Source organism: Natronococcus roseus, assembly GCF_043677095.1.
Lineage (GTDB): Archaea > Halobacteriota > Halobacteria > Halobacteriales > Natrialbaceae > Natronococcus > Natronococcus roseus.
In genome coordinates this window covers 75,172-96,668 of sequence record NZ_JBHLJR010000008.1, presented here as the reverse complement: position 1 = coordinate 96,668, position 21,497 = coordinate 75,172, and the positions used below count along the sequence as shown (strand labels likewise).

Here is a 21,497-nt window from a genome sequence, read left to right as displayed (position 1 = left end):
TTCGATTTGTGTCATGTGTGTCTGATAAACGTTCATAGAGGCCGCTGCAAATTGGTTTTACGGAACCCTCACCTGCCTGAACCCTCGAATTCCGGAATAGGAATGCCCGTACTCCTTTGCCGGTAAACTAGCTTTGTTACCACATTTGGAGTGATATCTTCTCTATGTCGTTCTGGGTGGAACTCGAAGTTCGGTGCCGTCCGAGTGGGTGTAGTGCGCCGGAGCGTATTGTCTGTTGATTGATGTCTGCTCAACGGGGTTAGATAGTGTGTCGGGAGAGTGATGGTTCGGGTGTTTCGAAGCCGTCGAACGAGACGGTTTGTGTTGCTCCGGTTATGGATTTGTATCCCAAAAACCGCAGGACGGCAGGGTGGTCACATACCTCGGGTTGAAATCACCCCTCAGAGACCTGATACCATTTATAAACACCCCTACACCGTCCGCTGGTTTCTAAGTGAACCGCAAAAGGATGGGCGCTGCAGGATTTGAACCCGCGGCAGCTTGGTCCGAAGCCAAGTACTCTGTCCAGACTGAGCTAAGCGCCCTCACCACTTGGTTTCCGTCGGCTCCGTATAAGTCACTCGATTTCACCCAACCTCGAGACCCCCCGCCACACCTGCGGTCGTTCTCACTGTGTGGCAATCGCCTCGAGCCCTCTTTATGCCTCGAGACCTAACCCTCGCGTATGACGGTACGCGAGCGGCCCGAATCCAGTGCCGACGAGGAATCGTCCGAGAGGCGTCCCCTCGAGCTGTGCGGCGACGACGAGGCGGACGTCTGGATGGCGGTCCCGCTCGACACCGACGAGGGCGAGCGGGCCGGAGCCTGGCTCTCGGTCGCCGACGCCGACCTCTGTGATCTCGAGCAGTGGCGGTAGAGATCGGACCGTTTAACCCCGCCGCCTGAGCAGAGTCGGGCATGACTGCGGGGGAGACCGTTCGCGGGTTGCTCGAGCTAACGCGGCCGGTGAACGTGATCGCCGCCAGCGTGCTGACGTTCATCGGCGCGTTCGTCGCCGGCGGGGTGACGAGCCACCCGCTCGAGGTGACGGCCGCCGTCGCGGCGACGGGGCTGGCGGTCGGTGCGGGGAACGCGATCAACGACTACTTCGATCGGGAGATCGACCGGATCAATCAGCCCGAGCGGGCAATCCCGCGGGGCGCGGTGAGTCCCCGCGGAGCGCTCGCGTTCAGCGTCGTGCTGTTCGCGGGTGCGATCGGGTTGGCGCTGGTGCTCCCCTGGTTGGCGATCGCGATCGCCGTAATCAACCTCCTCGCGCTGGTGGCGTACACGGAGCTGTTCAAGGGCCTCCCGGGACTGGGCAACGCCCTGGTAGCGTACCTCGTCGGGAGCACGTTTCTGTTCGGGGCCGCGGCCGTCGGCGAGGTCGGCCCCGCCGCCGTGTTGTTCGTCCTCGCGGGCGTCGCCACGCTGACCCGCGAGATCATCAAGGACGTCGAGGACCTCGAGGGCGACCGCGAGGAGGGGCTGAACACGCTGCCGATCGCGATCGGCGAACGGCCTGCGCTGGCGGTCGCAACAGCGCTGCTGATCGTGGCCGTGCTCGCGAGCCCAGTGCCGTACGCCCTCGGCGAGTTCGGAGTCGCCTACCTGGCGGTCGTGCTGCCGGCGAACGCGATCATGCTGTACGCGGCCTACGAGAGCTTCGACGATCCGACGGCCGGCCAGTCCCGTCTCAAGTACGGGATGTTCCTCGCGGCCGTCGCCTTCATCGTCGGCCGCGCGCTCGAGAGCGGCGCGATCGCTTGAGTCGGCCGGACCGAACACACCGAACACAAGACCTATACGCACGTTAGCGCATCGTTCTATTAGATGCTTCAGTCCCGGAGTGCCGTCGGGACGGAGCGCTTCGACGAGGAAACGTCAGGTATGTACGATCTCCCTGCCGTCGGTCCGGACGTCCAGGTCGCTCCCGGAACGAACGTGCTCGTGTCGGGACCGCCGCTGACCGGAAAGCGCGGGCTCGCGCTCGGGCTGCTCGAGGACGGCGCGGCCCGCGGCGAGGGGTCGATCGTGGTGACAACGAAGGATAGCGCCGAGGCGATCCTCCCGAACTTTCCCGACGACGCCGACGTCGGCGTCGTCGACTGCGTGACCGAACAGCGCGGCGTCGGGGCCGTCGAGGACGACCCCCGCATCAAGTACGCCGCCTCCCCGGTGGACATGACCGGGATCGGAATCAAGCTCTCCGAGTTCCTCCAGGAGTTCTACGGCGAGCGCGGGCTCGAGCGGAACCGCGTGCTCATCTCCTCGGTCTCGACGCTGTTGATGTACGCGGATCTCCAGACCGTGTTCCGGTTTCTCCACGTCTTCACCGGTCGCATCCAGAGCGCCGACGCCCTGGGTATCACCGTCATCGACTCGACGGCCCACGACGAACAGACGATGAACACGCTCAAACAGCTGTTCGACGGCCTCATCAAAGTCCGAGAGGGGGACGACGGCGAGCCGGAGGTCAGCACGACCGGGCTCGGAACCTGAACGCGCCACGCAACGTTTAGGGCCGGCGACGCTAGGTCGGGTATGCCAGTATCCGAATCCGACCGAATCCGCGAGGCCCTTGAGAGCGAGACGGTCGCCATCGTCGGCTGTTCGAGCACGCCCGGCAAGGCCGCCCACGACGTTCCTCGATACCTCCTCGAGCAAGGGTACGACGTGATACCGGTCAACCCGAACGCCGAGGAGATCTTCGATCGGTCTGCAGCCGACGCGCTGTCGGACGTCGACCAGGAGATCGAGGTCGTCTGTGTCTTCCGGCCCAGCGAGGAGGTCACCGGCATCGTCGACGAGGTCCTCGAGCGCGAGGACGTCGAGACGGTCTGGACCCAGCTGGGGATCCGCGACGACGAGGCGGCCGATCGCCTCGAGGAAAGCGGTCGATCCGTCGTCCAGGATCAGTGTATGAAGGTACAACACCAGCGGCTCCTCGCCTGACCGGGACCGGTTTCGTCGGATCGCAGGCGACGGTATCGCTGCCTGCAGAAACCCCCAATCACCGACAAAGACTTACCGACCAGAGGAATACGGGAACACAATGTGTGACCGGTCAGGGGACTGTTCGAACGAAGGGACCTGCCAGCTCGTACTCAGAAACGAGCGGACGGGGATGGAGATGGTGGAGTACCACTGCAAGGCGCACCTCGTCGTTCGGGTGTGGGAGGCCGAACAGGACGAGACCTTAGACGTCGTCGACGCGAAGAAGCTCTACCAGTGAGCCAGTCACGTGGCGACTGGACGGTCGGTCCCGTCAGGACGTCCACTCCTCGAACGAGCGGTAGATCCCCTTCGAGAGGTAGCGCTCGCTCGAGTCCGGAAACACCGTGACGACGGTGTCGTGGGGGGTCTCGAGGTCGCCGTCGGCGATCGCCCGGGCGACTCGTTTCGCCGCGACGCTGGCCGCGCCGGCGCTCGAGGCCACCAGGTGGCCCTCCTCGCGGGCGAGGCGGGCGAGCTCCTCGTGGGACGCCCGGTCGGGGATCGCGTGGACCGCGTCGACCAGCTCCGGATCGAACAGCTCGTTGGTCGAGGGGTCGTGAGTACCGATCCCCTCGGTCTTGTACTCGCCTTCTTCGCGGTTGTCCTCGAGGAGTTCGCCGTACACCGACCCCTCGGGTTCGACGGCGGCGACGTGGGTCGACTCGTCGCGCTCGAGGGCGTAGCGGGCCAGTCCCATCAGCGTCCCGGCCGTGCCACAGCCCGCGACGACGGCGCCGACCTCGTCGTCGAGGGCCTCGTAGATCTCGGGGGCGGTCGTCTCGTAGTGGGCCTCGGTGTTCAGCGGGTTCGAGAACTGCTGGGGGACGACGGCGTCGTCTAACTCCGCGGCGAGTTCGTGAGCCCGGTCGATCGCCCCGCCCATCCCGTCGTCGGACGGCGTGTTGATCACTTCCGCCCCCAGGGCGGCCATCAGCTGCTGTTTCTCGACGCTGAAGCGCTCGGGGACGACGAACATCGCGTCGAGGCCGAGCTGCTGGGCGGCGATCGCCAGGCCGATCCCCGTGTTGCCGGCGGTGGGCTCGATCACCGTCCCGCCGGCGGGAACGTCACCCCGCTCGAGCATCCGTTCGAGCATGTAGCGGCCGATTCGGTCCTTGACGCTCGCGCCGGGGTTGAACGACTCGAGTTTGGCGTAGATTCGAACGTCGTCCGGACTCTCCTGGAGGCGAACGAGCGGCGTCCGACCGATCGTCTCGAGCACCGAGTCCACCGGTCGCTCGTGGGTCGTCATCGTGCTGGCAAATGTTGCCCCTGTTGTTAGGTTTTGCTATCGCGAGGGCGCCCGCCGCGGCGCTGTAGAGGAGAATTCACCCCGACAGAAGAGTGGTTCGGCGCTACTCCGCGGTCCGTTCCTCTCGTCGGCGCTTTCGGTCGGCTTCCTGCTCGGCGCCGTCCTCGGCCTCGAGTTCGGCCTGATCGATCGCCGCGTTGGCCAGGATCTCCTCGCCGTCGATCCCCTGCTTTTCGGCCATCGCGAGCAGAAGCTCGCGCTGCTCGGTCAGCTGGTGGTCCATCCGGTTGACGGTGTCGTGGGTGTCGTCGACTTCTTCCTCCAGGTTCGTGATCCGCTGCTGAAGTTCCTGTACCTGCTTGTACATCGCTTCCGCATGCTCGGACAGACCCTGGATCTTCTTTGCGGTGCTTCCAAGTCCCATAGCTGACCCTTGGGGGCGCTCCCAGTTGGTCCTTTTCACTAGCCGGTCCGACAGTGCCGAAAGAGTTATTACGAACCGCGAACAATCAACTAATGCACACGAGGTGACCACCCATGGTGCGTCGACCGACGACGAGCACCTGGACGCAGAACCTCGAGATGCCGTCTCGGCTGTTCGGACAGCAGGGAGGCAGCGACTACGAACTGTACGAGGAGGAGGGCGAGTTCGTCCTCACAATCGACCTTCCGGGGTTCGAAACCGACGAGATCGATCTGGCGTGGGACGACGGCGTGCTGAACGTCGCCGCCGAACGCGTCGACGACGATCGCGGACGGAAGAAGACCTACCACCGTCGGTTCCGCTTCCCCAAGAGCGTCGCCGACGACGAGATCACGGCCGCGTACACGAACGGCGTCCTCGAGGTGACGCTCCCGACCGCGGGTCCCGAGACCCGTGGCAGGGAGATCCCCCTCGAGGGTGAGTAACCCGAACGGCCTCGGATCGTTCGCAGCCGATTCGGCATCCCGAACGAACCCGTATCGACACCCGGCTCCGCGCCGGCGAACCGACCACTCCGGCCTACGCGGATCGCGCTCGCGTCGGCCGACAGCGGCAGCTATCACTGATACGTATGCAACTTCGAGTAAAACCACTCAAACGGAAAGACGCGGGCAGCGGTCTAGCATCGATCGACAGAGAAGCGATGGACGAACTCGGCGTCTCCAGCGGCGAGTTCGTCGCCATCGAGGGCGGCGAGGGCCGCGTCATCGCGCGGGTCTGGCCCGGCAGTTCCCAGGATACGGGGAGGGGTATCGTTCGTATCGACGGCCAGCTTCGACAGGCCGCGGGCGCCCGAATCGACGACGCCGTCTCCGTCGAGGCAGCCGACGTCAACCCTGCCGAGCGCGTGCGAGTCGCCCTCCCCGAGAACGTTCGCATCCAGGGCGATCTCGGCTCCTACCTGCGGGGGAAGCTCTCGGATCGGGCCGTTAGCCCCGGCGACACCCTCACGGTATCGCTCGGCTTCGGCCTGCTGACGAGCCGATCGGGCCGTCAGCTCCCGATCACGGTCGTCGACACCGAGCCCGGCGGAACGGTCGTCGTCGGCAACCGAACCGACGTCGAACTTGTCGACCGGACCCCGGACCAGCTCGAGATCGAGGCCCGAGGCCCGATCGACGGCGGCGACGGCGAGGACGGTGAGACGCCGACGGTCACCTACGAGGACGTCGGCGGCCTGGACGACGAGCTCGAGCAGGTCCGCGAGATGATCGAGCTGCCGATGCGCCACCCCGAGCTGTTCCGGACGCTGGGCATCGAGCCGCCCAAGGGCGTCCTGCTACACGGCCCGCCGGGCACCGGGAAGACCCTCATCGCGCGAGCGGTCGCCAACGAGGTCGACGCCCACTTCCTGACGATCTCCGGTCCGGAGATCATGTCGAAGTACTACGGCGAGAGCGAGGAGAAGCTCCGGGAGGTGTTCGAGGAGGCCGCCGAGAACGAGCCCGCGATCGTCTTCATCGACGAACTGGACTCGATCGCACCCAAGCGCGAGGACGTCCAGGGCGACGTCGAGCGCCGCGTCGTCGCCCAGCTCCTCAGCCTGATGGACGGGCTCGAGGACCGCGGCGAGATCACCGTTATCGGCACGACGAACCGCGTCGACGCGATCGACCCCGCCTTGCGCCGCGGCGGCCGATTCGACCGCGAGATCGAGATCGGCGCGCCGGACGCGGGCGGCCGCGAGGAGATCCTCCAGATCCACACGCGCGGCATGCCCCTCGGCGAGGACGTCGACTTAGCGCGCTTCGCCGAGAACACTCACGGCTTCGTCGGCGCCGACCTCGAGAACCTCACCAAGGAGGCGGCGATGACAGCCATGCGGCGACTCCGGCCCGAACTCGACCTCGAGGCCGACGAGATCGACGCCGAGGTCCTCGAGAAGATCGAGGTCACCGGGAAAGACTTCCGGAGCGCGCTCCGGGGTGTCGAGCCCTCGGCGATGCGGGAGGTGTTCGTCGAGGTCCCCGACGTCACCTGGGAGGACGTCGGCGGACTCGAGGAGGCGAAGGGACGGCTCCGCGAGGCGATCCAGTGGCCGATGGAACACGCCGACGCCTACGAGCAGGTCGACCTCAGCCCCGCGAAGGGGGTCCTGTTGCACGGGCCGCCGGGCACCGGGAAGACGCTGCTCGCGAAGGCCGTCGCGAACGAGTCCCAGTCGAACTTCATCTCGGTCAAGGGGCCGGAGCTGTTCGACAAGTACGTCGGCGAGTCGGAGAAGGGGGTCCGCGAGGTCTTCGAGAAGGCCCGCGCGAACGCCCCGACGATCATCTTCTTCGATGAGATCGACGCCATCGCGTCCAAACGGGGCAGCGGGGGCGGCGACTCGAACGTCGGCGAACGCGTCGTCTCCCAGCTGCTGACCGAACTCGACGGGCTCGAGGAGCTCGAGGACGTCGTCGTGGTCGCGGCCTCGAACCGACCGGAGCTGATCGACGACGCCCTGTTGCGACCCGGCCGGCTGGATCGCCATGTCGAGGTCGCCGAGCCCGACCGGGACGCTCGCCGGGAGATCTTCCGGATCCACACCCAGAACCGGCCGCTGGCCGCGGACGTCGATCTCGACACGCTGGCCGAAGAGACCGAGGGCTACACCGGCGCCGACGTCGAGGCCGTCTGCCGGGAGGCCGCGACGATCGCCGTCCGGGAGCACGTCGAACGCGAGGCCGCCGGCGAGGAGTCCGACGTCGAGGCGATCGAACTCACCGCCGACCACTTCGAGCGCGCGCTCGAGGAGATTTCGCCCGACGCGGTCGCCGACCTCGAGTCCGGGCTCGAGACGGGCGGGTTCGACGAGTTCGATTCGGCCGACGTGGCCTGATCGACGCGACCGAGGCGGTCTGATCGACGCGGTCCGAACCGGTTCGATTTCTCTCGCAATCCGTTCGTGTACCGACGGTTGAAGTCTCGCGAGCGCCTGCCATCTCGTAGCCGTCATCCCGATGCTCCACCTCACCTTTCCGACCCACCTGGCGATGGGGTATCTGCTCGGCGTCTACAGCCGGTTTCCGGTCGCGTATCTCGTCGTCGGCTCGGCGCTACCCGACCTCGTGGATCGGCCGCTGTATTGGCTCGGCCTGACGCCGTTTACCCACACCGTCGCACACTCGGTCGCGGTCGCCGTTCCCGCGAGTCTCGTGCTCACGCGGCTGTTCGGCCGGCGAGGTGCGGCGCTGTCGTTGGGGTGGCTGCTCCACATCGCGACTGACGTCCTGAACGTGGCGACGACACAGGGGCTCTCCGCGACGCCGTACTACGTGCTCTTTCTCGGACCGCCGCCGGACGAGCGGGAGGCGTTCGAGGCGGTGACGATCGTCCTCCCCGTGACCGACGTTACGCACACGCTCCACCCGGTCGTGCTGGCCCTCGAGGTCGCGGTTCTCGGCTGGGCCGCCGTCACGATACTCCGGGAGCGAAATATCCTGAGCAGGGTTCGCGGCGTCAAGGCCGACTGATCGACGTCGCCGCGAGTTCGTCCCGGCGGGCAAGAGCGATACTCCCGGGGGTTGATCGATCTCGGTATGCTTCGCGCGTGCCGCTTAGATCGCACCCCCTCGAGACGCGTCGCTGGTGAACGGCCGTGGTGAAACTCACCCGTCGGCTGGCGGTGTACGTCGGCTCCCTCCTCGTCCTGATCTCGCTGTACACGCTCACCTACCGGTGGGGGATGGCCGTCTACGAGGGCGAGTCCAGGACCTGGTACCAGTCGCTCGAGCTCGTCGTTCAGTCGATGACGACGACCGGGTACGGCCAGGACGCCCCCTGGGAAACGCTCGAGATGACGGCGCTGGTGCTGTTGGTCCAGGTGACGGGGATCGTCTACGTCGCCGTTGCGATCCCCCAGTTCGTCGTCCCCTGGCTCGAGACCCTGGTGCAGCCGACACCCCCCGAGGAGATCGACCGCATCGAAGACCACATCGTCGTCGTCGGCTACACCGCGCTCTGTGACACCCTCGTCGAAGAACTCGAGGCCGAGGAGACGCTGTACGTCATCCTCGAGGACGACGAGGACCGCGCACGGCAGCTGTACGAGGACGACCGCGTCGTCCTCTACGGCGACCCGACGAGCGACGACACGCTCGAGGCGGCGAGTCTGGAGGCGGCCACCGCCGTCGTCGTCGACGCCACCGAACGCGAGTTCGTCAGTACGGTGCTCGCGATCGAGGGGCGGGACCCCGCCGCCCAGGTCTTCGTTCTCGTCACCGATCCCGAGCGCGCGCGGTACTTCAGGTACGCCGGCGTCGACGAGGTGCTCTCGCCCAAACACCGCCTCGGCAAGGCCCTCGGCGATCGGGTTCGAACGATCATCGCGCCGGCACCCGAGGGAGAGGTCACGCTCGGCGAGGAGGTCGACCTCACCGAGTTCTACGTCGATCCCGACGCCGAGCTGTTCGGCGAGGCGATGGCGGCGACGCGGGAGCTCGAAGAAACCGGCGCGACCGTCGTCGGTGCGTGGCTCCGGGGTGACTTCGTCACCGAGCTGTCGGAGCACGCCCACGTCGACGAGAACACGTCGCTGCTCGTCGCCGGCACCGAATCGGTGCTCGAGGCGGTCGCCGATCGGGCCGGCTCGTCCGGGAGTCCGTATCGTCCGACCGAAGAACCCGTCGTCGTCGTCGGCGCCGGACTCGTCGGTCGGACGGCCGCCGGCACGCTCGAGCGAGCCGGGCTCGAGACCACTGTCGTCGACCGCGAGAGCGACGAGATCGTCGACGTCGTCGGCGACGCGACCGAGGAGGAGACGCTGCTCGACGCCGAAATCGAGGACGCCGGAACGATCGTCCTCGCCCTCGAGGACGACGACGAGGCGATTCTGGTCGCCCTGACGGCGAGCGCGCTCAACCCCGCCCTCGAGGTCCTCGTGGGCGCCACCACCGCCGGCAGCGTGCGAACGCTGCGGGCGGCGGGCGCCGACCACGTGCTCGCCCTCCCCAACGTCGCGGGACGGATGATCGCGCTTCGGGCGTTCGACCGCGAGACGATGCCCCTCAGCGAGCAGCTCCAGCTCCGGCAGGTCGCGGCGGCGGGCCTCGCCGGTTCGGAAGTCGAACCCGCGACGATCCGCGAGGAGACGGACTGTATCGTCATCGGGCTCGTACGTGGCGAGGAGTATCGGTCCGACGTTCACCGAACACGTCTCGACGAGGGTGACTCGCTCGTGATCGCCGGAACCGACGACCAGATCGACCGGTTCCGGGAAACGTACGCCGACGAGTAGTCGGGCTCGCCCGGCCATCGGAAGCGGCGATCGAGGGTCGACACTCACGGTTTGCGAGCAGTGCAAACAGCGATTCTACTCGGCAGCGAACGGACGGTATGGGCGATTCGGAGTTCGATCCCGAGGATCCGGAACAGGCGGAGATCGGCCGCGAGATGGTCGACGAAAGCACCGGGCTCGGCTCCGTCGCGGCCCACCTCTATCGGGGGGAGATGGAGCGCATGGTCGAGTGGCGCAACCGTCTCGATACGACCACCAACTGGGCGGTGACGGTGATGTCGGCGATCGTCGCCTACGCCTTCTCCGGGGAGGTCTCTCACGCGGTGATCCTCGCCGGGCTCCTCATGGGAACCGTGTTCCTGTTCATCGAGGCCAGGCGCTTTCGCGACTACGACATCTGGCGCTCGCGGGTCCGGGTGATTCAGGAGAACCTGTTCGCGAACGCGCTCGATCCCTCCCAGGGGGTCGAACACGACGCCTGGCGGGCGGAGCTGAGTCGGGACTACCGCGAGCCAGAACGGAAGATCAGCTACCGCGGCGCCTTCAGTCACCGGCTTCGGCGGGTGTACCTCCCGCTTATCACCGCGATGCTCGTCGGCTGGGTGTTTCACGTCTGGGCGTTCAATCCCGACGAGACGTTCCTCGAGGGGGCGAGCCTCCCCGGAGTCAACGGCGTCGTCGTCGTCGCCGCCGTCGGGCTCTACTACGTGATCCTACTCGTTCTCGCCGTTCCGCTCTCGGAAAAAGAGCGCGGCGAGTCCGGCGAGGCGGATCACGGCGACATCGACTGATCGCGACAGTTCTCCCGCAGGCGTCGATCCCTCGAGCGATTCGGATGGTGCTCGAGACGAAAGGCCCTTAAGTTCCAGCCCCCTACGTATGATTGGATAGGTCGGGCAGTTTGGCCCTGCTCGTTACCCGCGCTATGGTCATTAGCGGGGACCGAACGCCGCGGGCGTCCGGTCAGACCGGCCGGGGCCCCGGGAGCCAACAGAGAAGCCTCGTCCGTCGGGGACAGCGGTCCACGGTGGCCGTCCGCAGGGACGCCCCATCGTGGTTAGTCGGCGACAGCCCATCAGGCGCGGAAGCGAGCAGTGGACCGCCGGACACCTGTCGCTCGACGGGTCGCGGGGTGGAGAAGGCAACCGGGATTCCCCCGGCCGGAACGCCGGGCAACCGCGGCCCTCCACATTCATAACCACCGACTTTCCTTCGCGAGCAATAGCGCTACGCACCTCACTCGGCAGCATCCTTGGAAGTGCTCTTCGGTCGAGCCCGGCGGCTCTCGCAATGCTCGAGCCCCGCACCCAGCCACCGAATCGGCCGCTCTCGAGAAACAAATAAGAGCGCGAACGGAAACCGTTCAGTACCGCGCTACTCGGCGGCTTCGGCGACCTTCTGTCGGTCCTCGAGTTCGAGCCCGCCCTCGAGCGTCCGAACCGGGTAGGGGATGTCGATCCCCTCCTCGTCGAAGCGCTCCTTGACGGCGGTGATGAACTCGCCTTTGGTGCGGACGAAGTCGGCTCTCGAGGGATCCGAAATCCAGATCCGGGACTGGAGGCCGACGTCGGAGTCGTTGAGTTCGGTCAGGCGGACGGCCGGCTCGGGGTCGTCCATGATTCCGGGGTGGCGCTTTGCCTCCTCGACGATGATGTCGGTCGCCTGCTGAATGTCGTCGCCGTAGCCGATGCCGAAGACGAACTTCAGCCGGAGCTTGTCCCCGTCGACGGGGTTCTTGACGACCCCGCCGGTGAGCGCGGAGTTGGGAACGGTCAGCAACTCGTTGTCGAACGTGCGGACCCGCGTCACGCGGAAGCTGATGTCCTCGACGACGCCGGCGTAGTCGCCGCCGTCCCACTCGATCCAGTCGCCGATCCGGAACGGCTTGTCGGCGTAGATGAAGATCCCCGCGACGAAGTTCGAGATGACGTTCTGCATCGCCAGCCCGACCGCGAGCGCCCCGGCCGCGGCGATACCGGCCAGAGAGACGAGGAAGTTCTCGAAGCCGGCGAAGCCAAACGCGGCCGCGACGGCGACGAAGAAGATCCCGAACCGCGTCAGCATCAACAGCGGGTTCCTGACGTGTTCGTCCAGTTCGCGCCGATCGAACGCGCGGTTGACCAGCGGCACGAGGACGAGCCGCCCGATCAGCACCACGACGACGAACGCGGCGAGGAATCGGAGTCCCGTGATCGCGATGTCGACGAGCGTCGCCGTGTCGAGCGCGTCGATATCTTCGACCTGGACGAGCGTTCCTGCGGCGTTCATCGGTACAGAACCGCCGTGTGACCGCGGACGTCGACGAGTTCGGCGTTAACTCGCTCGGCGAGATCGGTCGCCTTCTCGTCGGTGGAGTCCCCAGCTCGAGCGGCTCGCAGGAACTTTACCTTCACCAGATTCTCGTTCGAGAGCTGATCGTCGAGTTCGTCGACGACCGCCTCGAGCCCGCTCTTGCCGACCCAGACGGTGACGTCCAAGTCGTGGGCCTTTCGCTTTCGCTCTTCGATATCCATACCCCCGCATAGCAACGCAAACCGTTTGAATCTTAGCAATATCGGACGGAACCCTACTCTTCGTAGGGGTATCTCGCCTGGGCGCCGCAGTCACAGGTAATGACAACGTGGCCGTCTCGAGTCCGGACGCGAGCGTTCTTCCCGGGTCTGAGGTACGCGTCGCAGGCGTCGCAGGTGAACCGACGGAACTCGCGAGGGAGCGTGAGCCGGTTTCGCTCCGCGACCCGGCGCGCGAGCCGCACGTAGTACCGGGCTCGTTCCTGGTCGCCGTCCGCGGCCGCCGCTCGAGCCAGTCCGTGAAGGCGGTCGATTCGCTCGGCGGCGACGGTCATGGCTGCGTGTTTCGCGCAGTTTCACATTGATGTTACGGAACGTCAGAGACGGATGAAACGGCGTTTATCAGCCGCATATGTACCCAACGGTCCCGTTTAGGACACGCATAGAGCACAAAGTTGTTATGTAGCTACACCAAATCGAGATAGCGAGACGGAATGAATCGTCAGTCAACTACTCGACCGGACGGCATCGATCGACGCTCGGTGCTGGCCGCGGGTGCCACCGGACTCGCCCTCGCGACCAGCGGCTGTATCGATCGCGTCGAGAGCGCCGTCGGACAGGAGACGGACCGCCTTGCTCTCTCTATCACGACGGTCCCCGCGGACGGCGACAGGGAGGCCGTCCGAATCGCCCGCCAGCTCGAGGCGAATCTCGAGGCGATCGGGATCGACGCCTCGCTCGACATGCGCTCGCGCTCGAACTTTCTCGAGGCCGTCCTGATCGACCACGAGTTCGATCTCTACGTCGGACGCCACCCCGCCGACTACGACCCCGACTTCCTCTACGAGACCCTCCACTCGGCGTACGCGAACGAGTCGGGGTGGCAAAACCCCCTCGGCTTCTCGAGCATGCCCGTCGACGATCACCTCGAGGCCCAGCGACGCGTCGACGGGGAGCGCCGCCGGGAGCGGGTCGCGACGCTGCTCGAGGCGCTGGCCGAGGAGAAGCCGTTCGATCCGATCTGCTTTCCCGAGGAACACCGCGTGGTTCGAACCGATCGCTTCGACGGCTGGAGCGCCGACCACCCCGAGAGCCGCCACGGCTATCTCGGCCTCGAGCCGGACGAGGACGTCGATCGACTCCGCGTGCTGGTCACCGACGCCCGGATCTCGCGGAACCTGAACCCGCTGTCGGCGACGCTTCGCGAGCGAGGCTCGACCGTCGATCTACTGTACGACTCGCTCGCGACCGAGCACGACGGCGAACTCGTCCCCTGGCTGGCCGAGAACTGGGAAACGATGGCGATCGAGGAGACGGAAGACGACGACGCGATCACCGGCGCGACGGTAACGCTCCGCGAGGACTGTCGGTTCCACGACGGCGAGCCGGTTACCGCCGACGACGTCGCCTTCACGTATCGGTTCCTCGAGGACACGGCGCTCGGCCGGGCCGAGTTCGCGTCGCCGGCTCCCCGCTACCGGAGCCACGTCTCGACGCTCGAGGACGTTACCGTCGAGAGCGACCGCGAGCTCCGCCTCGAGTTCTCGGCCGGCTCCGAGGCCGCCGAACGCGCCCTCACCGTCCCGATCCTCCCCGAACATCGCTGGCGCGAACAGGTAGACGCCCGCGCCGAGAACACCGAGACGTTCACCGCGATGCAGGGGCAGTGGGGTCTCGTGACGATGGACAACGTTCCGGCGGTCGGCAGCGGCCCGTTTCGCTTCGAGAGCCGGAGCGAGCGCGAACACCTCACCCTCGAGCGCTACGACGATCACTTTACCCGCCGCGAGGACGTCGACCTCCCGTCGGTCGAAATCGAGCAGTTGCAGTTCGGAATCGACCCCGGGAGCGCCTCCTCGATCGAACGCGTCGCGAACGACGGCGCGGATCTCACGGCATCGATGCTCGAGGCCCACGCGCTCGATACGATCCCGGACGAGCCGGAGATCGACCACCTCGAGTCACCGTCGCAAACGTTCTACCACGTCGGATTCAACGCGCGAATCGAGCCGTTCAGCAATCCTCACGCTCGACGACTGGTCGCCGGGCTGCTCGACAAGGCGTGGCTCGTCGAGGAGGTGTTCGACGGACACGCCACACCGACTGCGACGCCGCTTCCAGAGGAGTGGGTTCCCGAGCGGTTGACGTGGGACGGCGACGATCCGATCGCACCGTTTTTCGGTTCCGACGGCAACCTCGACGTCGAGGCGGCCAGGGACGCCTTCGAGGACACCGGCTACCGCTACGACGACCACGGGCGGCTCCGCCTATAACACGATGTACGCCGACGTTCTCACCCGGGTCCTGACACAGGTCGCCGTCGTCGTCGGGATCTTGCTTCTGACCTCGATCGCGCTGTTCGTCGGTCGCGGCCGGCTCGTCGAGACCGCGAGGGAGTGGCGATCCAGGCTCCGAGCCACGGCGCCCGCGGTCGCGGTTCTGGCCGCCGTGTTGGGACTCAACCGCGTCGTTCGCTGGCGGGGCGACGAGATCGAGGGCGCGATCGGCTTCCACATGACCGAGACGTTCTACGACCTCGAGGGGGAGTTCGTCCTGCTCTTTCAGTCGATCGCGACCGAGGAGCTGACCGCCTACTTCTCGTTCGTCTACGTCTACGGCTACGCGTTCCTCCTGATCTTCCCGGGGATCGCGTACTTCGTGCTGTCGGACACGCGGACCTTCCGCCGGCTGCTGACGGCGTACTCGCTGAACTACGTGCTCGGACTGGCGTTTTACCTGCTGGTCATCGCCTACGGCCCGCGAAACGTGATGCCCGAGGAGCTGACGGTAACGATGCTGTACGACAACAGCCCCGAGTACCAACACCTTACCCGGGAAGTCAACCGTAACACCAACGTCTTCCCCTCGCTGCACACCTCGCTTGCCGCCACCGTCGGCGTCTTTGCCTACATCACGCGCTCGAGCTACCCCTACTGGTTCCCCGTCGCGGCCGTCCTCGCGGCCAGCGTCGCGATCTCGACGATGTACCTCGGGATCCACTGGGCGATCGACGTCGTCGCCGGGCTGATCCTGGCCGGCGTCTGTGTCCGGCTCTCGGGAGTCCTCGTCGGCCGACAGCCAGTCGCCTGGTTCCGTCGGTACCTCGATCGGCGACCGACCCCGCGGGACGACCGCGAGTGAGCCCGAACGCAATACTGTTATACCGACACTGGCTGAACTGAAGATATCCACCGAATGACCGACGAGAAGACGGCATCCCCCGGGCGTCCCCGTAGTCGACGCGCGGTTCTCGCCGGCACTGCGGGGCTCGCCGTCGCGACCAGCGGCTGCGTTCGCCAGGTTCGAACCGTCGTCAACCGCGACGCGGTCGATCAGCTCTCCGTGACGATCGTCACCCTACCGGCCGACGGCGACCGCGAGGGGATCCGCCTCGCCAGGGAGGTCGCCGCCAGCCTCGAGGCCGTCGGGGTCGACGTCTCGATCGACATGCGCTCGAACGAGGAGTTCCTGCGGGCGGTCCTGATCAACCACGAGTTCGACCTCTACGTCGGTCGCCACCCCGGCGGCACCGATCCGGACTTCCTCTACGAGGCGTTGCACTCGGTCTACGCCGAGGAGTCCGGCTGGCAGAACCCCTTCGGGTACGCGAACCTGCAACTGGACGACCTGCTCGAAGCTCAGCGTCTAGCCGACGGCGAGGAACGGGAGGCGAGCGTCGCGGAGCTGCTCGAGGAGCTGGCCCGTGAACAGCCGTTCGTCCCGATCTGCGTGCCCGAAGAACACCGCTTCGTCCGGACCGACCGCTTCGACGGCTGGGGCGAGGCCCACCCGGCGACTCGGCTTGGCTACCTCGAACTCGAGGCCGGCGACGACGTCGACCGGCTGCGGACGGCTCACACCGACGCACGCATCTCCGAGAACCTCAACCCGCTGACGGCCGAGTACCGCGATCACGAGCCGTTTCTCGAGCTGGTGTACGACTCGCTGGCGACCGAACGTGACGGCGAGATCGAGCCCTGGCTGGCCGAGGACTGGACGTACGACGACGGCACGCTACGGATGCGACTCCGCGAGGACTGCCGGTTCCACGACGACGAACCGCTCGATGCCGACGACGTCGAATTCAGCTACCGGTTGCTACAGGACACCGAGCTCGAGGGCGGCGAGTCGCCGTCGCCCCCGCCGCGGTACAGGGGGCTGGCGGCGGCCGTCGACGCGATCGACGTCGACGGCGCGTTCGAACTCGAGTTCGAACTCGACGCGGGTGAGGCGGTCGCCGAGCGGGTCCTCACCGTACCGATCCTCCCCGAACACGTCTGGACCGAGCGGGCCGCGCCCGCCACCGTTCGCGGCGTCAGCGTCGCCCAGGGTGCCACCGAGGCGGTCACGGTCGACAACGTCCCGCCGATCGGGAGCGGTCCGTTCCGCTTCGGGAGCCGGACTGAGCGCGAACACGTAACTCTCGAGCGGTTCGACGACCACTTCACCCGTCGCGAGGGCGTCGACCTCCCGGAGGCGAGCGTCGAGGAGCTTCGGATCCAGATCGATCCGCGGAGTACGTCGGCGATCGAGCTCGTCAACACGGACAGTGCCGACATTACGAGTGCGATCCTCGAGACATACGTCCTCGACGACCTCGAGCCGGCCCCGGAGACGGCACCGCTCGAGTCGCCGTCGTGGACGTTCTACCACCTCGGGTTCAACACCCGTCGGGCACCGTTCGCAAACGCCCGGTTTCGACGTGCCGTCGCGGGGCTGCTCGACAAGGACTGGCTCGTCGAGGACGTCTTCCACGGCTACGCCGCGCCGACCGCGACGCCGGTCACCGAGGAGTGGACGCCCGAGGAACTCGCCTGGAACGGCGAGGATCCGGCGACGCCGTTTTTCGGTTCCGACGGCGAGCTCGACGTCGACGCCGCCAGGGAAGCGTTCGAGGACGCCGGCTTCAGCTACGACGACGGCGCGCTCCGGGTGAGACGCTAATGTTGGTTCAGGTGTTGCTCCAGCTGGCCGTCGTCGTCACCCTGCTGACGCTCGCGGGGATCGCCGTTATCGTCGGTCGCTACCGGCTCCGGGACACGCGCCGCGAGTGGGCGTCTCGACTCCGAGCGGCCACGCCGATCACGGTCGTCCTCGCCGTCGTCCTTCTCGCCAACAGCGTCGCCAGGCAGGTCGTTCCCGATCTCTCCTGGATGTTCGGCTGGAACCTCACGTGGGCGATCTACGACATCGAGGGTCAGTTCATTCTCTGGCTGCAGTCCTTCGAGACGTCGGCGCTGACGGCGTTCTTCTCGTTCGTCTACATCTACGGCTACGTCTTCCTGCTGGTCTTCCCCGTGGTCGCCTACTTCGCGCTGTCGAACACGCGACCGCTGCGGGAGCTGCTGACCGCCTACACGCTCAACTACGTGCTCGGTCTGGTACTCTACACGCTCGTTATTGCCTACGGACCACGAAATATGATGCCCGAACTCGTCGAGGCACTGATGTACGACACCTATCCGCGCTACCAGCACCTCACCAGACAGGTCAACCGCAACACCAACGTCTTCCCCTCGCTGCACACCTCGCTTGCCGCCACCGTCGGCATCCTGGCCTACCAGACCCGGGAGGTCTACCCGCGGTGGGCTATCGTCGCGGTTCCGCTCGCGATCAGCGTCGCGATCTCGACGATGTATCTGGGGATCCACTGGGCGATCGACGTCGTCGCAGGAATCGTCCTCGCGTACGTCTGCGTGGAACTCGCGGGCCTCCTCGTCGGTCGGTGGTCGGTCACCGAGCGGTTCGACGTCGGAAACCCGCTCTCCCGACTGCGCTGAGGGTTCGAGCGGATTCGGTTTCGCTCGAGACGGGAGCCGGCCGCGTCGCTACGGGAACGAAAAACACCGAAAAGACGGGTCGTTACTGGTCCTCGAGCGCGTCGGCGATGCGCTTGAGCGCGCGGGTCTGGTCGCGCATCTCGTCGCGGAGCTGTCGGACCTCGCGGACGAGTTCCTCGTTACCCTCGTCCTGGCCGCCGGGGCCGCCCGGACCGCCGCCGGGGCCGCCGCCCATCATGCCGCCCATCATCTGGGCGAACGGATTGCCGCCGCCACCGCCCATGCCGCCGGGGCCGCCACCGCCGCCGCCGAACGGGCTCTCGGGAGGCTCGCCCTCGCCTTCGCCTTCCTCGGCGCGCTTCTCGCGGATCTCCTCGACTCGCTCTCGGAACGACTTCTCCTCGCCCTCGTCGCCAGCGTCGTTAGGTTCGTTTTCGTCAGCCATGCCTTCGGATTCCGTAGCGCAGCGGAAAAGGATTACCATGTTACCGATCGCCGACGCGTTTATCCGGCGCTACGCGAGCGCGCGCTCGGCTGGTGCATGCACAAGACCGAACCCGCGACCCGTGCTACGATCGCTACCTATGGACGACTCCAGCGCCGATCGGGATCCGATCGTCAGCGAGGGCCGGTACGCGATCGTCGACGCGGCGGACGACGAATCGGCCGACTACTGGTTCGTTCTCGAGGGCGACGATCGCCGTCTCCCGATCGCGGACGACGAGTTGGACGACGCCGCGACCGCCCTCTCGCGGTTTCGGAACGCGCGGTCCGACCCCGAAGGACGCCGTCCGGAGTCCCGCGACGGCGTCGAGCTGACCTGCCAGGACTGCGACACGACCTGGACCTACACCGGGAGCGATGAACACGCAGCCTGTCCCAACTGCGAAACCGAGGTTCCCCTCGGCGGAATCGGGCCCTGAACGGGACACGGCGTCCTCGAGGTGGGGACCACGAACACTCAAGCCAAACGCTTCCGCCGATCGTCGTCGAAGGGGTCGGCGTGCAACCGAACGTCGATCTCGAGACTGATACCCCCGATCCGAGGAGTCAGTGACCGCCCGTGGATCGAAACCCCACCAGACGACAGACGATCGCGGGGATCGGAAGCGCGGTCGCCGTCGGCACCGTCGCGAGTGCGAGCGCGAGCGCGCAGCCGACCGACGCCGTCGTCGACGCCGACCGCGACGGCGAGGACGACTACCCGCTGTGTCTGTACAAGCCGGACGACGACGGCGAGTGGCAGCCAGCACTCCCGATCAACGTTCACGCCCGCGCCGACGGCTCGAAGCCCGCGTTCGAGGCCGTCGAGGACGGCTTCACGGGACTCGACAACCTCGAGTGGACGCCCGCGCTCCCCGACGCGACCGCGAAGGCGTGGGACCCCGAGGCGGCGAAACTCGTTCCGCCGGACGCCTCCTACCGACGGCCGCGGCTGGGCGACGAGTGGGACCACGTCCACGTCTGGCGCGTCGACGACGACCGGGCCGCGATCCACGCCCACCTCGACGTGCTCGACCTCACCGTCTCGCATTTCCACCGGGGCGACCGCTACGGCGAGGCGGCCGCGGACGTCGTGACCCACCTAACTGGCGAGGGATGGAGCGAGCGAACGCCCTACGACATCGACTACGGCGTCGAGGACGCCCGCCTCGAGCGCTGGGGCGAGACCGGCGACGCGAAACTGGAGTACTGATCGACCTCGAGGTGCCGAAACAGTTTGCCGAAGAGGCGCGCCTATTGGACCCGATCAGCCGAACGAGCCGAGCGACGACTGGAGGTTCCGGCTGGTCGCTCCCTCTTCGATCTCGTAGCCCACGAGGTCGCGCATGTCGACGGCGTAGGTCGTCCCGCCGGTCTCGAGGACCAGCAGCCGCCCCTTCACCCCCCGGACCGTTCCCGAAGCGATCGTCTCCCGAACGGGCCGGTTCTCGAGTGCGAACCCGTACTCGAGGTCGAACCGGTCGATGACGTCGAACTCCGCGAGGACGGCTTCCCAGGCGGACTCGTCGACGGTATCGGCTAGCGAGGCGACCTTCGAGCCCGTTCTGACGCGATCGACCAGCCAGTCGGCGATCTCGGCCTCGAGCTCGCGGGCAATCCGGCCGTTCGAGACCGTGTGGACGTGGGCCGTCCGATCGGCGCCCTGCTCGCGGAGGCGGGTCTCGAGGCGCCGGGACTTGGTGACGCCGACCTTGAACGTGTCCGGGGCGAAGGCGGCAACGTAGACGGCGTGTTCCTGATAGCAGTCCATCTCCGGCTTGAGACAGCTCCCCGTACAGCGGGCACAGACCCACGTGCTCGAGTGGTACTCGCAGTAGGGCGCCCTCGAGCGGTCGCAGGAAACGTGTTCGCCGTCGTCGATCGTCCCGGCACAGCGCCGCGAGCCGAGGGCGTACGAGAGGGTCTCGCCGGGCTCGAGCGGGATGGACTCGACGCTTCCGCCGTCGCTCACCAGCAGCGCCGACCCGCGTCCGCTCGGTTCGTAGCCCACGAGTTGCACGCGGTGGCGTTCGTGGCGGGCGCGGATAGGCGTACTGCTCCAACCTGGAACTATCGTTCGCGCTCGAAGACCAGCCCGTAGTGATACGGCGGCAGCTCGAGCGCGCGGTCGACGGCGAACCCGCCGTGTTCGAGGACCACGTTACGAGTCTCGTCGGGGCCGACGCGGAGCTCGGTCGGCGGACCGCGGGGTTCGCCCCCGAGGGTCGTCTCCTCGCGCGGACGATCGGCCCAGTTGACCACGACGAACGAGCCGCCCGGCCGAAGCGAGTTCGCGACGGCCTCGAGCAGCCGGTCGTAGTCGCCGACGCCGTGGAAGGCGTTCGCCAAGAGCACCGTCTCGACCGGCTCGGGGAGGAGTTCGTCCAAGTCGCGAGCGTCACCGCGGATCGTGTGCACGTTCTCGATGTCCTGCGCGGAAGCGACCTCGTCGAGGGCCGCGAGCAGGTCGGCCTCGAGGTCGACGGCGTACACCGGCGCGGGCTCGACGATCCGGGCGGCCGGCAGCGCGAAGTAGCCGTCGCCCGAACCGACCTCGGCGAGGCTCGTCCCGCGGTCGATCCCGAGTTCACGAAGCGTCGCCGCCGGCGTCGGCCAGAGCTTCCCCCACCAGTCCCAGTCGGGCTGGCCCGTGTTCCGGAACGGATCCATACGGAAGGTCGTCCCTGACAGTTCGTATGCGTTCCGTTCGCCACCGCGGGCGATCGATGCCAGCTGAAGAACTATACGGCGGGCCGGCACAGGTCCGCGT

24 protein-coding genes, 1 tRNA gene and 1 other RNA gene are annotated in these 21,497 nt (G+C 66.8%); 17 read left to right on the top strand and 9 right to left on the bottom strand.

Going from position 1 to position 21,497, the window contains the following annotated elements:
- Positions 1–470: 470 nt before the first annotated feature.
- Positions 471–545 (bottom strand) — tRNA-Arg (locus tag ACFEMD_RS20070).
- Between the two features lie 140 nt (positions 546–685).
- On the opposite strand from ACFEMD_RS20070, the gene ACFEMD_RS20065 reads away from it, so the two are divergent.
- The 5 genes from ACFEMD_RS20065 (at position 686) to ACFEMD_RS20045 (ending at position 3,235) form a co-directional block, all read left to right on the top strand.
- Positions 686–877, top strand: coding sequence for a hypothetical protein (locus ACFEMD_RS20065; RefSeq protein WP_394743056.1), 192 nt, complete (start codon positions 686–688; stop codon positions 875–877).
- A 41-nt stretch (positions 878–918) separates the two neighbouring features.
- Positions 919–1,770, top strand: a complete 852-nt coding sequence (locus ACFEMD_RS20060) for a geranylgeranylglycerol-phosphate geranylgeranyltransferase (protein ID WP_394743055.1) — start codon at positions 919–921, stop codon at positions 1,768–1,770.
- 120 nt (positions 1,771–1,890) lie between these two features.
- Complete coding sequence (locus ACFEMD_RS20055; protein WP_394743096.1) at positions 1,891–2,502, top strand: RAD55 family ATPase; 612 nt, start codon at positions 1,891–1,893, stop codon at positions 2,500–2,502.
- Positions 2,503–2,544: 42 nt separating this feature from the next.
- Positions 2,545–2,955 carry a CoA-binding protein gene (locus tag ACFEMD_RS20050; protein ID WP_394743054.1) on the top strand — a complete coding sequence of 137 codons (411 nt, stop codon included), beginning with the start codon at positions 2,545–2,547 and terminating at the stop codon, positions 2,953–2,955.
- A gap of 100 nt (positions 2,956–3,055) precedes the next feature.
- A complete protein-coding gene (locus tag ACFEMD_RS20045) occupies positions 3,056–3,235 on the top strand; it encodes a hypothetical protein (RefSeq protein ID WP_008426423.1) in 180 nt (59 codons plus the stop codon).
- Positions 3,236–3,268: 33 nt separating this feature from the next.
- Here ACFEMD_RS20045 and ACFEMD_RS20040 read toward each other — a convergent pair whose 3' ends face one another.
- Together ACFEMD_RS20040 and ACFEMD_RS20035 are read right to left on the bottom strand one after the other, a co-directional pair.
- Entirely contained in the window at positions 3,269–4,249 is a 981-nt protein-coding gene (locus ACFEMD_RS20040) for a PLP-dependent cysteine synthase family protein (protein ID WP_394743053.1), read from the bottom strand.
- A gap of 103 nt (positions 4,250–4,352) precedes the next feature.
- Entirely contained in the window at positions 4,353–4,673 is a 321-nt protein-coding gene (locus ACFEMD_RS20035) for a DUF5798 family protein (RefSeq protein ID WP_394743052.1), read from the bottom strand.
- A gap of 113 nt (positions 4,674–4,786) precedes the next feature.
- Here ACFEMD_RS20035 and ACFEMD_RS20030 point away from each other — a divergent pair, with 113 nt between their 5' ends.
- The 6 genes from ACFEMD_RS20030 to ffs all read left to right on the top strand — a co-directional run bounded on the left by ACFEMD_RS20030 (position 4,787) and on the right by ffs (position 11,147).
- On the top strand, positions 4,787–5,158 hold the full coding sequence (locus tag ACFEMD_RS20030; protein WP_394743051.1) for an Hsp20/alpha crystallin family protein: 372 nt from the start codon (positions 4,787–4,789) through the stop codon (positions 5,156–5,158).
- Between the two features lie 146 nt (positions 5,159–5,304).
- The gene (locus ACFEMD_RS20025) at positions 5,305–7,557 is read left to right on the top strand and encodes a CDC48 family AAA ATPase (protein ID WP_394743050.1); all 2,253 of its coding nucleotides are present in this window, start codon (positions 5,305–5,307) and stop codon (positions 7,555–7,557) included.
- Between the two features lie 121 nt (positions 7,558–7,678).
- Positions 7,679–8,191, top strand: coding sequence for a hydrolase (locus tag ACFEMD_RS20020; RefSeq protein WP_394743049.1), 513 nt, complete (start codon positions 7,679–7,681; stop codon positions 8,189–8,191).
- Between the two features lie 125 nt (positions 8,192–8,316).
- Positions 8,317–9,954 carry a potassium channel family protein gene (locus ACFEMD_RS20015; protein ID WP_394743048.1) on the top strand — a complete coding sequence of 546 codons (1,638 nt, stop codon included), beginning with the start codon at positions 8,317–8,319 and terminating at the stop codon, positions 9,952–9,954.
- 98 nt (positions 9,955–10,052) lie between these two features.
- Entirely contained in the window at positions 10,053–10,745 is a 693-nt protein-coding gene (locus tag ACFEMD_RS20010; protein ID WP_394743047.1) for a DUF2270 domain-containing protein, read from the top strand.
- 89 nt (positions 10,746–10,834) lie between these two features.
- An RNA gene (gene ffs / locus ACFEMD_RS20005) (signal recognition particle sRNA) lies at positions 10,835–11,147 on the top strand.
- A gap of 181 nt (positions 11,148–11,328) precedes the next feature.
- Here ffs and ACFEMD_RS20000 read toward each other — a convergent pair.
- Genes ACFEMD_RS20000 through ACFEMD_RS19990 form a run of 3 tightly spaced genes read right to left on the bottom strand, consistent with a single transcriptional unit; the run spans position 11,329 to position 12,799 of the window.
- Entirely contained in the window at positions 11,329–12,222 is an 894-nt protein-coding gene (locus ACFEMD_RS20000; protein WP_394743046.1) for a mechanosensitive ion channel family protein, read from the bottom strand.
- Entirely contained in the window at positions 12,219–12,467 is a 249-nt protein-coding gene (locus ACFEMD_RS19995; protein ID WP_394743045.1) for a YhbY family RNA-binding protein, read from the bottom strand. The genes ACFEMD_RS20000 and ACFEMD_RS19995 overlap by 4 nt, the downstream gene beginning before the upstream one ends.
- Positions 12,468–12,520: 53 nt before the next feature.
- Positions 12,521–12,799: a ribonuclease P protein component 4 gene (locus ACFEMD_RS19990; protein ID WP_394743044.1), complete on the bottom strand. Its 279-nt coding sequence runs from the start codon at positions 12,797–12,799 to the stop codon at positions 12,521–12,523.
- Between the two features lie 159 nt (positions 12,800–12,958).
- Here ACFEMD_RS19990 and ACFEMD_RS19985 point away from each other — a divergent pair, with 159 nt between their 5' ends.
- Genes ACFEMD_RS19985 through ACFEMD_RS19970 form a run of 4 tightly spaced genes read left to right on the top strand, consistent with a single transcriptional unit; the run spans position 12,959 to position 18,244 of the window.
- Entirely contained in the window at positions 12,959–14,737 is a 1,779-nt protein-coding gene (locus tag ACFEMD_RS19985; RefSeq protein ID WP_394743043.1) for an ABC transporter substrate-binding protein, read from the top strand.
- A 4-nt stretch (positions 14,738–14,741) separates the two neighbouring features.
- Positions 14,742–15,605, top strand: coding sequence for a phosphatase PAP2 family protein (locus tag ACFEMD_RS19980; RefSeq protein ID WP_394743042.1), 864 nt, complete (start codon positions 14,742–14,744; stop codon positions 15,603–15,605).
- A 54-nt stretch (positions 15,606–15,659) separates the two neighbouring features.
- A complete protein-coding gene (locus ACFEMD_RS19975; protein WP_394743041.1) occupies positions 15,660–17,408 on the top strand; it encodes an ABC transporter substrate-binding protein in 1,749 nt (582 codons plus the stop codon).
- Positions 17,408–18,244 (top strand): phosphatase PAP2 family protein, encoded by an 837-nt coding sequence (locus ACFEMD_RS19970; protein WP_394743040.1) that lies wholly within the window; start codon positions 17,408–17,410, stop codon positions 18,242–18,244. The genes ACFEMD_RS19975 and ACFEMD_RS19970 overlap by 1 nt, the downstream gene beginning before the upstream one ends.
- Before the next feature lie 82 nt (positions 18,245–18,326).
- On the opposite strand, the gene ACFEMD_RS19965 is transcribed toward ACFEMD_RS19970, so the two are convergent.
- Positions 18,327–18,689, bottom strand: a complete 363-nt coding sequence (locus ACFEMD_RS19965; protein ID WP_394743039.1) for a hypothetical protein — start codon at positions 18,687–18,689, stop codon at positions 18,327–18,329.
- Between the two features lie 139 nt (positions 18,690–18,828).
- On the opposite strand from ACFEMD_RS19965, the gene ACFEMD_RS19960 reads away from it, so the two are divergent.
- Positions 18,829–19,167, top strand: a complete 339-nt coding sequence (locus ACFEMD_RS19960) for a hypothetical protein (RefSeq protein WP_394743038.1) — start codon at positions 18,829–18,831, stop codon at positions 19,165–19,167.
- A gap of 140 nt (positions 19,168–19,307) precedes the next feature.
- Positions 19,308–19,940: a hypothetical protein gene (locus ACFEMD_RS19955; protein ID WP_394743037.1), complete on the top strand. Its 633-nt coding sequence runs from the start codon at positions 19,308–19,310 to the stop codon at positions 19,938–19,940.
- 54 nt (positions 19,941–19,994) lie between these two features.
- Here the strand turns inward: ACFEMD_RS19955 and ACFEMD_RS19950 are convergent, their stop codons facing one another.
- Both ACFEMD_RS19950 and ACFEMD_RS19945 read right to left on the bottom strand, forming a co-directional pair.
- Positions 19,995–20,747, bottom strand: a complete 753-nt coding sequence (locus ACFEMD_RS19950) for a DUF2797 domain-containing protein (RefSeq protein ID WP_394743036.1) — start codon at positions 20,745–20,747, stop codon at positions 19,995–19,997.
- Positions 20,748–20,797: 50 nt separating this feature from the next.
- Positions 20,798–21,397, bottom strand: a complete 600-nt coding sequence (locus ACFEMD_RS19945; RefSeq protein WP_394743035.1) for a class I SAM-dependent methyltransferase — start codon at positions 21,395–21,397, stop codon at positions 20,798–20,800.
- Positions 21,398–21,497 lie beyond the last annotated feature (100 nt).